Raw genomic sequence first — 14,091 nt, 5'->3', positions numbered from 1 at the left:
CTGGCTGAACGGGATGTGCCGGTTCTCCGAGTCGTAGCGCACGGCGGACTCGGCGAGCCCGGCGAGCGCACCGATCCGCCTGGCCTGCTGATACTGCAGGACCCGCACCGCGTGCAGGGCCGCTTCGCCGTCCAGGCCGGGATCGAGGCGAAGACCCATGTCACGGGCGGCGGCGACGAGCCGGTCGGCCAGTTCGCGGCGACGGTCGGTGGCCCCCGCCAGCTCGTTCAGCAGATCGGCGAAGGCGCCGGTGGCTCCGGTGTTCGCTACCGGGATCTGGGGATCTAGCTCGTTGGTAGCAGCCTGCTGGGACTCGGGCGAACTCGCCTGCTGCGCCGCGTCGTCGCGCCGCCGCATCTCGTCGATGTCGACGCCGTGTTCCTTGCGCACCGCTTCGGCATCGGTGTCGTCGATCCAGGGCCGGTATTCGGTGCCGTCCATATCGCGGATCGGCTGGAATTCGGCGGCGCGGTCGGGAACGCGGCTGGTCAGGCGGTTCAGGATCGGGAGGTACTCGCGGCTCTTCCACATCGTCGCGCCCTCTTTGAGGATGCGCGCCGGGTTGAACTTGATCTGGAGCACCTCGCCGTGCCCGCTGTCCTTGGTGAGCGGCAGACCCACCGAGTGCCCGAGCACCGATTGCCCGGCGCCGTCCAGGCTGGAGCCGGAGGGGTACTTCGGGTTGTAGCCCTGGAAGCCAGCGCGGTAGGCGGTGTTCGCGAGGAACTTCGATTTCGGCTTGTCGATGGAGCCGGGCGGCTTCTGCGCCGCGTGCGGAGTCTCGACCTCCTTCGGGTTCGTCGCCTTCGGTGCGGTCTCCGATTCCTGCGCGGGCGGATTCTCCTGGCGCAGTACCGGATTCCAGGCCCCCGCGCCATTGTCGGTCAGATCCAGTCGGAAGGTCAGTCCCTCGAACTCGAACAGATGCTCACGCTGGGCCGCCGGACGCGGCGCGGGACGTCCCTTGCCTTCGTTGGGCTCATCAGGCAACGGCGCGGGAGTGGGCGGCTGGTTCGGCGGCTTCCCCTGCCCGCCATCGGCATTCGGGTCCATCGGGAACTCGGGCGCTTCGTAGCTCGCCGGTCCACCGCGCTCGGGCCTACCGTCGGGCCCGAGCCGGATGTCGTCGGCCTCGGCGCTGTCCCGCTCGGCCCGATTCATCGCCGATTCGACTTCGGCGTTCGCCTTACGACCGAACGGCAGTCGGTCCTTCATGCGGCCGAACATGCCCTTGGGCGGCGAGGTCTCGCCGAGATCGGCGGTTCCGTCGGTCAGCTTCTTGGTGATCCTTTCCGCCAACCGATCCGGATCGGTATCGGTCATGGCATGGAAATACCTGGCCAGCGCGTCAGTGCCGTCGCCGCGCCCGGTCGGCGACACCCGCCAGCCGCCCTTGCCGTCGTTTTCCAGGTAGATGTTCAGCCGGACCGGGCCGACCTTCACCTGCCTGTTGACGAACTGCGGGCTCGGCAACGGTTCGTGCACCCGCTGGAGCGGCTGCGGAATCTGCCGCGTGTGCAGGCGGTAGGCCACCCCGGCGGAATCGGTCGCCGGCAGTCGCGGATTGTTCTGCGCCGCACGGAATCCCACCTCGACCAGATCGGGTTGGAGGTCGAACGGTTTCGATACCCAGCGATTCTCCATCCGGAACGCGAAACGGGCCTCGTCCCGGTGATAGAACGCTTCCTCGCCCAGCCGGGCAATCCAGACGTCGAATCCCTCCGTAATCCGGCCTTCGGCCCGGAATCGCAGATACTCCGACAGGAATGTGGTGACGGCATCGGTCAGCGCGGGATAACGGCGCGGGCCCTCGGCCACATTGCGGGAGACCTCGACCGTGGACGGGTTGCCGCTGGGTCCCGGTGCGACTGCCAGGTAACGCATGCGGTGCCCGTCCCACAGGGCGTCGCGCAGCGCGGGGTTGTCGCGGATCACTCGGTCCAGCGCGTCGAGATGCTCGCCCTCCGGCGCGATCACCAGCAACTCGGGCGTGCTCGATTCCGGCGTGAACCGCAGCACATTCGGGCTCAGCTCCTCGCCGTCGGGACGCGCTCGCAGCTGGTCGTCGACGACGCGGCGCACCAGCTCGTCGCTCGCCGATTCGGCCGGCGGCGCCGAATCCGCTTCGGGCACAGCGGCGATGCGTGGCGAACCCCAGTGCAGACCGTCCTGTTCGATCGAGTCGGCCGAACGGACGACGTCGAAGGCGATCTCGGCGCGCTGGGCGCCCACCTTCTCCACGTACTTGCGCACGGCGGCGAACCCCGCCTCCTCGGCGACCTTCCGCGGCGAAGGAGCCTCGGGATCGCGGGCGAGCACACGCTCGGTCCTGCGATACGCCTCGTCGTAGGCCGCCGTGTACGCCGACTCGGCCGGACCGTACGGAATGTAGCGGCCCTCAGCCCGCTGCTCGGGGAACCGCCGGATCTCGTCGGTGTAGGTGCGAGCCTGCCGGTCGAGCGACTGCGGGCTGTCGTCGGCGACCGGCGCGCGCTCCGTTTCGCCCTCGGGCGCGAGATCGGGTTGCAGTCCACGGGCCCGGTCCCACTCCGCCCCGGCATATTCGGCGGGAGTCAGCCCGTCGATGCGCAATCCGGATGCCTCGATGGCCGCACGGACGGCCCGCAGACCCGCGCGGTAGGCGGCGGCGCCCAGCATGTCCCGGCCCACCGCGCTGTTCTTGCCGTACACCTGCTCGGCGATCTTCCTCGCCTCGGTGAACGCGTCGAGGAATGCCCGTTCCAGCGGATCGTCGATGCGCCGCCTGCCCTTGGCCTGCCCCGCGCCGAAGTGGTACCCGTCGATTCCGGCAATGGCCGCCTCGACGCGGCGGTGCTGGAAGTCCATCGCGTACGTTTCGGCCCGGCGGTCCAGCCCGGCCGCGATGTAAGCGTCTCGGTGCAGCGACAACCTGTCCGGAGCCCGACCCGCGCCACGGGCATGCAATTCGGCCGCGACCGCGGCGCGTACCAGCGCCGCCACTTGGGTCTGCATGCCGTCGTAGTAGTGGAGGACGAGGGTGTTCGTCGCCCGGTCGTAGCCTGGCGTCCGCCCGGCGCCTTCCTGCCGCTCGATTACGGCATCCGGATCATCGGTGTAGCGGATCTGCACACCGTGACGCGCCACGGTGGCCGCCACCCATTCACCGATCTGCCTGGCTCCGTTCGTCAGGCCCTCGAACAGCTCTTCAGTGCGGGAGGCGGTGAGGGTCTTCAGCCTGCCCGTCCTGGCGGCGTCGGGATCGACCGGCGCGGTCCGCGGTCCGGACTCCGCAGTTTCCGGCGTGCTCGCGTCCGGTCGGTGCACGAACACCGCACCCGATTCATCGAGATGGATCCGAGGACGTCGCACCCCGTGGCCACCGTCCTCGATCGGCTGCGGCAGGTCGCGACCGACGGCGTTAGCGAGCTCGCCCTCGAGCCGCGCCCGCTCGTCGTCCAATCGGGCATGCCATTGGGACAGCTCGGTGAGCACCGCGTCGGCGAGGGAACCGTTGTCGATGCGCGCTCGCTTGCGCGCGATGCTCCACAGTTCGGCGATGATCGATGCCCGATCGGATCCGAGATCGAAGTCGTCGGGAATCTGCATTTGCCGGCGGCGCTGCTCGACCGTCTGATCGAAGGAGAACTGGACGAGCGCCTGCGCCCGCCGGACGTTTGCGCGCTCGCGGATCAGGCCCTCGACCCGACGCGCCGCCTCCGGGGTGGACGGCACATACTCGCCCGTACCCTCGGGAACGACGGTGCGTTGCCGGGCATCCCACTCACCACCGGCGATGTCACGGAGACTCACGCCGCTGTCGGTGAGATGCGGCGAGTCGAACAAGTCGGTCGCCAACAGCGCCGCGATGCCCGCCTCGCGAGCGATCGCCCGGAGCCGCTCCGCGTCCAGATCTCCGCTGGTCCGCCGGGCGGCGTCGAGGGCGGATTCGTACGCGGCCAGATATCGCTGCTCCAGCTCCGTCCGGTAGTTGCGGTCCACCAGTGATTCGGACGGGCCGACTTCGGGAGTGCCGAAATCCCGGTGGAACAGGGCTTTCCTGCCGTATGCGTCGGCCTCGGCGCGCATCCGGGCGGCGATGTAGGCGTCGCGTTCCATCGCCCGGATACGCGATGGCGTCACCTCGAGCTGCCCAGTGCGCACCGCGTCCGCCAACGCCGCCGCCCGCACCACCGCCGCGGCCTGCGCCTGTTGGCCGCGATCGCGCGCACCGACGACGATGTCCATCGTCGCCCCGTCGAAGCTGTCGGCACTGCTCGGCCGTCCGCCGTCGAAACGCACGCCCGCGCGCATGTCGGCGAGCAGTTCGATCGCCGCACGGCCTGTCTCGCTGCTGCCGAGCACCTCCAAGACCTCGGCGTACCGATGATCCGCGGCGGCGGCGCGCCACGACTTCAGTCCATCGGGCTCGGAGTGCGCGGCCACGGGGACCGACGGAGAAGCGTCGGCAGCCTCGGCGACGACGTCGTCCGCCGCGGAGTCGGCGGGGCTCGCGCTGTCCGGGACGGACCCGTCGCCGAGCGGCTCGGGTGTCCTGCTCGCACGCGGGTTGCCCCAGTACGCGCCGTCGGGCTCGGCCGTGCGAGCGGCCCGGACCACGTCGATGACCAGCTCGGCGTTGTCGATTCCCGCCTTGTCGACGTGGCGGCGGATCGCGAGCTCTCCGGCCTCCCTGGCGACCAACTCCGGTGGCCGCGAGGACTTCTCGCGTTCCGGTGCCCGCTCGGCTTTGCGGTGCGCGCGGTCGTAGGCGTCGGAGTACAGCTCTTCCATCGGGCTACGTGGGATGCCCGAGCCCTCGCCGTCGGCACGCAATTCACGCACCTGCTCGAGCTCCGCCACCAGGGCGTGAATGCGCCGCCTCAGCGGGGCGGGTGCGTCCGTCTCGGCGAGCGGCACGGTCGCGCCCGGGGTGATGCCGTGCGCGCGATACCACTGGTCGGAGAACCGCTGGGTGAAGTTCCGGCCGCCGACTTCGGGCACCAGCTCGTCGAGGTTGTCGCGCACCGCCCGGATGGCGGCTCGATGGGCGGCGGCGTCGAGCAGCTGCGCGGTGATCGCCGGGTCATTGCGGTAGGCCCTGGCGAGGACATCGCCCGCCCGGTCGAACGCCCGGAGGTAGGCCTTCGCCAACGAACCGGCCATGGACCCGATCATGTTCCCATCGGTGAACTGGTGGTTCGCCGCGAATCCCAGCGCCGCGGCGTCGGCCTGGTGATCCAGCATCAGGTCGAGGTACTCCGTGCGCGACATCCGGAGTTGCGGTAACGGCCCGTGGGGCGACGCGGCATGCAGCTCGGCGAGGCGGGCGGCGCGGATCAGCGCGATGGCCTGCTGGCGCGGATTGTCGCTTTCGCGCAGAACCACCGTGTTCGTCGACGGGTCGTAGGTTTCCTCCAGCCCCACCTCCACGTGGTCCCGGCTGGCGGAATACGCGCGCGGTTCGGAGGTGTAGAGCACCCGTACACCGTGACGCCGCAGCATCTGGGCGGCCCATCGACCGATGTCGTGGCGGTGATCCCCGAGCAGCTCGGCGACCCGATCCGATGCCTTCGCCACCAGATCCGCCAATTCCGTTCGCGCGGCATCGTCTTCGGGTCGAGCTGCGCGCGCATCGGAATCGGACGGTCGCGGCGGCAGGTCCACATCCGTGTGGGCGCCGCCGTCGCTGCCGATGAACACGACGCCGTCCTCGGCCACGTGGAGCGCGATCGGCTCCTCGGCACCGAGATCGCGCCGCACTGCCACGGCGAGATCGTCGCCGAGCGCGCGGTGCCGCTCGGTCAGTTCGCCATGGCGTGCGGTCAGTTCGGCGAGCACGGCCAAGTCGGTGTGGGCGCCGTACTTGCGCGGACCATCGGGGCCCTGCAGCTGCGCCGACACGTCCTGCCGGTCGAGCGTGTCGGCGTCCCCGCGCAGCCGCGAGACATCGCCCAATCGCCCCGCTACGCGATTCCAATCCACCTCGACCAGGGCGAGTTCGCGTTCGACGGCGGCGCGCTTCCTGCCGATGTCCTCCAGTGCCCGCGCCGCGTCCCGCGCGGTCGGCGCGTACTCGCGCAGCCCATCCGGTGCGGTGATGCGGTGCTGGGCGTCCCAGAACTCGGCCGCGGCATCCCGGTGGGCGCGCGCGGGTCCGGAACCGTCCGGTGCGTCGAATTCGCCGCCCGCCAGCAGTACATCGGTGCCCGCCTGCCGCGCTCGTTCGAGCAAAGCAGGATCGATCTCCGAATCAGGCTGTCGCGCGGCGATTTCGGCATCGAAAGCGGCCAGGTAGGTCGCCTCCATTCGCTGCCGCGCGATGGGGTCGGTGACCGGATTCGCCGCGGTGTCGTATCCGGCCAGCTCGAGTTCACGATGGAACTCGGCCTGCCTGCCCAGTGCCAGCGCCTCGGCGCGGACGCGCGCGGCGATGAAGTCGGACCGATCCTGGGCGCGAACGCGCGAGGGCGTGACCTCCAGCAGACCGGTCCGCACGGCGTCGGCGAGCGTCGCGGCGCGGACGATGGCGGCGGCCTGGGCGGGATGGCTGCGGTCCCGGGTCCCGACCGACACCTCCATCGTCCTGCCGTCGAACACATCGACGGAGCCGTTCGCGTCGAAACGCACGTCGACGTTCAGGTCGCGCAGCGCCGCCGCCGCATCGCGACCGACGGCACTGAACCCGAGTACCCCCTGTACATCGTTCTCACCAGGAAGACCGGGGCGTAATGTCCACGAATCTCCCAGTACCCCAGTGATTTCGGCCTGCAGCTCGGCATCGTGGCGGAATTCCGGGCTACCCGTGGGCGGGGTGGAATGCTGGTCGACCGCAGCGGCGGCCGGCTTGCGGTGCGATTCCCGCCACGCCCGCTCGTAGAACCCCGCGTTGGTCAGATCGGAGCCCACGGGGCGGTGCGCCGCTACGTGCGGGCGCAGCGCGTCGAAACCGGCCTTGTTCGCGATGCGGTCCAATGCGTCAGCGGGGCCGCCGATCTCGTTCGCCGCGTCCTCGCGCGCCTTACGGTAGGCATCGAGGTAGACGTGATCGGTCGCGGTGAGTTCCACCGCGCCACGCAACTGCACGGCCGCGACGATCTCCCAGATGCGGGCCGAGGTCTCCTCGTCGATCTTGCGGTCGACGTAATCCTGTCGCTCCGAGAGCATGCGGTCGCGGGCGTCGACCGCGGCGTCCTGCCTGCCCGCGAATTCGGCGTGCATCGCGCCGCTCACGATCGCGCGCATGTGCTCGCCGTCGGTGGCGCCCGCGTCGATCACCAGCAGCCGCCGCGAGGGGTAGTACCGTACCGGACCGCCGGAACTGTGCTCGATCGTGACACCGTGGCGACGCAGGGTTTCCAGCGCCCACCCGCCGACCGCGCTGTTCGACAGTGCGGCCATGATCGGCTCGAGTCGCTGCCTCGCCGCGGCGGCGGCCAGATCCGATTCCTCGACGACCCTGTCGGAGGATTCGAACACCCGCGGATCTATCGAGTCGACCTTGCGTGCTCGGACCTGGCCGAATTCATCGACGCCGAGCGAGACGTGCTCGAATTCGACCGGACCGCCGCGCATTAGCGCGCGAATTCGCGGATCGGCCGCCGCGGCATCGCGAAGGGCCTGGTGCTGGAAGGACTCACCGGCGATGACGATCCGGTCCGGCCTACCGGGAACATGGACGTAGTGGTCGCCGAGCGGGCGCGCGCCCGGAGCGTGGGCGGCCAGCACTTCGCGGGCGGCCGACGCGGTCACCCGATCGGCCTGCCGGTCGAAGGCCGTCTGGGCGTTCTCGCGCCGCACCGTCAGATCGGTCAGGTACAGCAGATCGTGCGCGGTGCGCCGCAGCTCGGCCAAACGCTCTGGCGTGACCGATGGATCGGCCATCTCGTCGCGAACCGGCCCAAGGCGCGCGGTGAGTTCCCGGTTCAGCGAGTCGGCGTCGAGGTGCGCGGCGATACCGTACTCGCCTGCCCTGCTGTTGAGTTCGTCGGTGATCTCGACCAAATCGCGCTGCGCCCGGCTGCGGTCCACGGCCGCGGCCCGCAAGGCCGCGGCCGCCTCCGGTGATGGTTCCCGCGTGATCTGCGCGTCGTAGAACCCGGCGTGATCGGTACGGGCGCTGTCCCATTCGGCCCCGTAGTACTCGGCGTAGTTCTTGCCGTTCGGCCAGACATGGGTTCTGATCTCATCGATCAACGCCTCGGCCGCGCGGTCGTGCGCTCGACGCACGCTGTCGGCATCCACGGATTGCGTTGTGCCGCTGCTCGATCCGAGCGCCGCGTCGAATGCCGCGTCGTAGATGTCTTCAAGGTAGTGCCGGTCGCCGAAGTATTCACCGAGCTGTTCGTCGGCGCGGAACTCGCGAGCGAGCTGAATCCACCGCGCTACCGCCGCCGCCTCCTCGGCGACCATCGTGCGGACGAACGTCGCTCGGTCCATGCCGAGATGGCCGGACTCGCCGCGTACGTATCGCTCGGCGTGCACCGCCTCGTGCGCCAACGACAATGCCTGACGCACCTGGTCATGGGTGCCGGTGTACACCGTGGCGGTCAACGAGTCGGCAGCGAACCCACCGCTGCGCCGATCCGCGGCCGCCGATTCGTACCGCACGCGTACCGACAAATCGTCCAGCACTCGAAGCACATCCGCGCCGGTGTCCGTTCCGCGCAACAACGCTCGCACCTGATCGGCGTGCGAGTCGAGCGAGCGGCCGATACGAACCGGCGAATCCGCCGTCGGCAGATGCCCGGCACCCTCGCCTCGGATGGGATGCACAGGGTCGCCCTGCGAATCGAAAATGATGGCGTACGTTCCGTGCAGCTCCCGCGGAATCGACGGCGGGAAGCCGTGCTCCTCCTCCTTGCCGGGATCCCGAACGGTCAAACCGTCGGCCCCCGGCCCGAGCGCGTAGGCGTGGGCGCCGACACCGAATTCGTCCAGGGGACCGGCATACTCGTCGATGACCAGCGCCCAGCCCCCTTCCGGGATCGCCCGGCGGATCGCATCATGATCGGCGTAGGACCGTAGCTGGCCACCCGAGGCCTCCTGCACCTCCGCCCGCGACATGCCATCGAGCCCGACCGGACCGTTCGGCGGCTCGATCGTCGTGCTGCCGGTCAACGCCTTGATCAACCGCAACGACAGCTCCGCGCAACGACCACGATTGCGCTCTGCCACCGAACGCGACGCGGACTCCGGCGAGCGCCCACCGGCGGAACCCGCGTCATCTCGCTGCGGCGGTGCGTCGGCCAGCTGGGCGATGGTGGCGGCGAGATCACGGGTTTCCGCGCGCAGCCTGGTCAGCGTTTCGGCGACGCCGCGATCGGTGGCGAGATCGACGGCGGGCACCTCGAGCACACCGGCCCCGTGGGCGAGTACCGCGGCGCTCAGATCCAGGTCGGCGGAGTCGATCGGAGACCGGATCGCGAGGGCGAGAGCCTCGATCGCACCTGCGCGCAACAGTGTTCGAGTCTGCTGCTCGGCAATCGCCGCCTCGAGCAGCGCCTGAAGCGGTGCGTCGAGGGGCACATTCATCTGACGAAGCAGCCACGCCCGCGTCAGTTCTGGCGACAATGGTTGCGGTACAAAGTTTTCCGGGGACGGTGACGCGACATCGGGTCGGGATCCCGGATCCGGAGACATTTGCGGCGACGGCGCGACCCGCTGTGCCAGATCTGCCAGTGCTCGCAACGGATCCGCGGCATTGGACAGCGAATCACCCAGCCCGAGACGGGTGGACAGATCGTTGACGTAAGCACGCTCGGGGTCGGTCAGCGGATCGGGGCCCTGTCGCTCAGGTGTCCGCGTTTCGTCGAGGTGGCGGCGCAGCGCGGCCATCGGGTCGGCGGGATCGCTCGTGCCCGCTCGCGGCGGCATCTGCTGGTCGAGATCGTCGTTCTGCGCGCCGCTTCCGGCCGCGAGACCGTGTCTGCCCTCATCGCCGAGCGGGCGCGTGGCGATACCGTTCTTGTTGTAGAAGATGCCCCAGGTGGCCTTCGCGTTCGGCACCTTGGTGGGATCGAACTCGAACGGATCCGGTTGCCGCAGCGGGTCATACACCATGACCTTCTCGGTGTCGGCGTCCCAGTACATGGTGAACGCGTGCGCGCCCGGTTCGCCGTCGGGGACGCTACCCCGCTGCTGATTGATGACGATCACGGCGGACTTGCCGCGCATGTACCGCAGCGCATCGGCGATCGCGTGCTGCCCTGTGTGCTTGCGCCCGGCCCCCAGCAGGTTCAACGAGGCGAGGCGCCCTCGCCTCCACAACGGAGTCAGCTGGGCATCGGCATGCCGCTCCATATCGCGCCAGTCCATGCCGTCCGGGCCGACACTGTCCGGCGCCGGTACGGTGATGGCGGGGTTGCCGGTGACCTGGGCCGCCTTCCACAGCGCCTGTGGCCCGCAGCCATTCTCGGTCACGTCCGGACGTGGCGAATTCGGCTGCGACGGATCGATATCCGGTAGGTACAGTGCCGTTCCCGCCTGGTTGGACTCGATATCGGACACCCGGTACATGGTGTCGACCGGAACCCCTCGCGGCGGCCTCGATCCCTCGGGTTCCGGCGCGTTCCACTGGTGGTAGAGCCCGTTGGTCTCATCGGGCACGAATACTCGCACGTCGTCGCCGAAGTGCTTCGATGGCAGAATCGGATCGCCCTGCGTGCCGACCAGCGCGATATCGCCGACCAGGCCCGACAACCGGCCCTTGCGGCCCGCGGCCGCCGCGACGTCGATACCGTAGCCGCCCGCGATGATCCTGACGGACGGCTTGTCCCCTGCCACCGCCCTGGTCGCGTCGAGGATCGCGATATCGCGCCGCAGCAGCTCCGCCGCCTTCTTCGCACGCCAGTTCACCATCGCCGATGCCCGACCTGGTGTGTCGTAGCCGAGCCAGGCGATGGATGCCAGCGAGTCGCCCGCGCGCAGCCGGCCCGTGGCCGCGGCGTGCCTGGCGGCGGTCTCCTGGAGGACTGCGCCGAGATCCGCCACGGTCGCGTCCCTGCCCGGCACATGCAACGACACCAGCGTCGCCGTGTCCGGATTGCCGAACGCGATGAGCGCCCTGCCCTTTCCACCGAAGGCACCCGGATCGTAGGCGAGCACGCGCACCGGCAGGTTCGGATCGATCCGCGCGGCCCGCAGCTGCGCCTGCCGCAAGTCCGCGACCGTGCGCCTCAGGTCGCGCAGTCGCTGACGTTCCTGGCGGTTCAGGGTGTCGCGTGCGCTGAGATCCGCGATATCCCGGGCGATCTGCAACCGGTTGGCGGTGTCGGCGGAAGGCGAGTCGATACCGGGAGCTCTGCCGATCACGTCCGGATACGCACGAATCAGGGCGGCCCGTTCGGCATCGGTCAGCGCGTTCCATCGCTGGGAGTTCTTGTCCGTCTGCGCCGCGGCATCGTCGTCGGTGGCGGGATTGGCGTCGGAATCGCCGAGCAGCAGGTCCTGCGCACGCAGGCCCGGCTCCATCCGGTTCAGGATGGCGTCGGCCTCGTCGATCTCCGGGCGGGTCGCCTCGCTGCTGTCGTCGGGTAGGACACGGCGCGGGTCACGGGTGCCGGTGTTGTCGGTGTCGGTGTCGGCGTCAGGGTCCGGGACAGGCACGGCGTCGGGATCGAGATCCGGATCCAGATCAGGGTTGCGGTCGGGGGCGGCGTTCGGACTCGTGTCGGGCTCGCCTTCCGCCCGATCGCCGTCGGTGGCCGGGCGTGAGCTGCTCGGCGCGGGGCCCGGTCGGCCCAGCGGTGCGGGCGGCGGCGGGAGCAGCGTGAGGGCAGCCGCGGCCGGGTCCACTCCGACGGCATCGTCCTGATCGGCAGCATCGTCCGCATCTCGCTGTCGGGAAGCCGAATCCGCCGTGCCGTCGGGCGGTGTCGGCGCCGGGTCGGGCGAAACCAGGTCGGCAGGGCCCACCTGAACCTGCTGCTGATCGGTGCTCGCCGCGGCGGCGTCGCCCTCCGCGTCCGCTTGCGATCGCGCCTGCGACGCTTCGGAATCCGTGATTCGCGCCGGAACCGGTCCGGCCTGATCCGTCGACGCGCCGGCCGCCCGGGCCGTACCCGCGCCGACCTCCGTCCGGCGGTCGCCGGTCGAGGCCGCGCCGACCATATCGGGCGGCACGGCGCGCGTAGTGCCGTCCAGCGCGGCGGAACTCCCCTGTGCATTGACGGGCCGGGAAGCACCCGGCGCGGGGGCGCTACCGGATTGCTGCGCCGGAGCAGCGGACGAGGTGGGTGACGAGGACGCCGACGACGACGCACCGGGGGCGACGTTCGCGGCCGTCGGCCCGGCGACCGCAGGCGTCGAACCCGCAACGGCCGCACCGGGGCCACTGGCAACCGCCGGCGCGCCGGGTGTGGCCACCCCGACCGGTCCGGTGTCCACCGGAGTGGCGCCAGGCGTCTGCGCCGCGGGCGACGCTGCGCCGACAGCGGCCCCGGTCGTACCGGCACCGGTTCCCGAATCGGTGCGACCGGCAGCTGAAGTCTCCGGAGTGGAGCCGTCGGCTACGCGGCGGCCATCCGCAGCTGAACTACCGTCCGGCGCAGCCGAATCCGAGGCAACCGATGCGGGGTGATCCGCGCGCGCGTCGGAATCCGCGCCGCCCGTGTGTACGGAGCCCGCTTGTGCGGAATCGGCGCCCGCTTGCGCGGAATCTCCGCTCCGCGCATCCGAATGCGCGCCCGCCGAGGGGGCACTGCCGTTCTGCGTAGCGGAGTCACCGCTCGAGGTGTTCGTATCGTTTTCGTTGGCACCGGAATTCGTATTGCCTTGACCGGCAGGGGCCGAAGCAGCGTTCTGCTGGTTTGCCGCCGAGTCACCACCGGTCTCGCTCGAGCCCACCGCTCCGGTTTCGGAAGTGCCTGCGTTTCCGGCATATTGGCTGGTGCCCGCCGACGCGGGTGTGGTGCTCGGAGTTTCAGCACCACTGCCGCCATTGGCATCGGCTCCGGCGCCATTCGCTCCAGCGCCGTTGGTCCCGGCTCCGTTCGCCCCAGCACCGTCGGCACCGGCACCGTTGGTGCCCGCACTATCGGCAACATCCGGTGCCGGAACCGGGGACGTACCGTCACCGGCAGGTCCGGAGCCGGGCTGGGTACCGACCCGGACCGGCTCCCGGTTGAGGTTCATCGGCCCGTTGTGTTGGGTATGGCCCCTGGCCCCATGAACACCGCTCGGCCCAGCACCGGAGATCGCGCCACCGACGAATGAACGCGGATCCCAGTTCCCTGTCGCCCACGCCGCGACAAAAGCGCCGGCCAGACCCGCACCTGTACCAACGATCGACCCGCCGATGAACCCACGGACGCCGTTGTTGTTCATCAGACTGGGCGCGATCCGGCCCATCGCGCGGTTCAATCCGAAACCCGCGCCACCACCGCCACCACCGGCCAGCGCGGAAACCCAGGCGTTCTCCCACATCGCGCCCGTATCCCAGCCCTGGCTGTTCAGACCCTCGGCGATGACGATGCCCTGCACCGCCACCTCTTGTGCGGTGCCCTGGAAGACCTCGACGATCGATTCCTGGACGATCTCGTAAACGAGCTTCGACACCACATCCTTCGCCGCATCCGACAGGAATGTCCTGGCGAGCATGGCGACGATCCGGCCCTCCAACCACTGCGCCATTTCTCGAAACACGGCTCGCGTCGCCGCGATCGCCCCGGCCTGCACGGCCTCCGCCCCCGGGCCGGCGAAGATGGACAGGGCCAGCTCCGCCGCCAACCAACCCAGCGAGAAGATCGCGTTCAGGTGATTCGCGTGAACCGCACCCGCGAAATCATCGACCGAGACCGCCAGATCGTTGAACGAGTTACCCATCAGCTCGATCGAACCGTGTTGCGGCGTCCCGCCTTTGGGCGTGTCGTCATGAATCACCGACCGCAGCGAATTGACGATCTTCTGCCCGCCATCACCCTGCGGATACGCATTGACCACGGCCGCGGCGGCGACATCCGCCTCCGCTATCGCCTCATTCAGGATCTCGTCGGCGATCTCCCGCAGTACAGCGGAAACCTTGACCACATCGTCGGGATCGATGCGCGTGATCTCCGAGCCCGCCACCCATTCGAGCCAAGCGAGCTCCGGCGGAATCGCCCAATAACCCAT

1 protein-coding gene (running past one end of the window) is annotated in these 14,091 nt (G+C 69.7%); it reads right to left on the bottom strand.

Annotated elements, in window-relative coordinates:
• Positions 1–14,091, bottom strand: the 5' portion of a protein-coding gene (locus ACT86A_RS04835; RefSeq protein WP_445090775.1) for an alpha/beta hydrolase. The gene continues 16,815 nt to the left of window position 1, outside the view; 14,091 of the gene's 30,906 nt are visible here — the first part of the coding sequence; its start codon is at positions 14,089–14,091; its stop codon lies off the left edge, out of view.

The sequence above is a fragment of the Nocardia glycosmidis genome, assembly GCF_052545115.1.
This window is presented reverse-complemented; position numbering and strand designations above follow the sequence as displayed.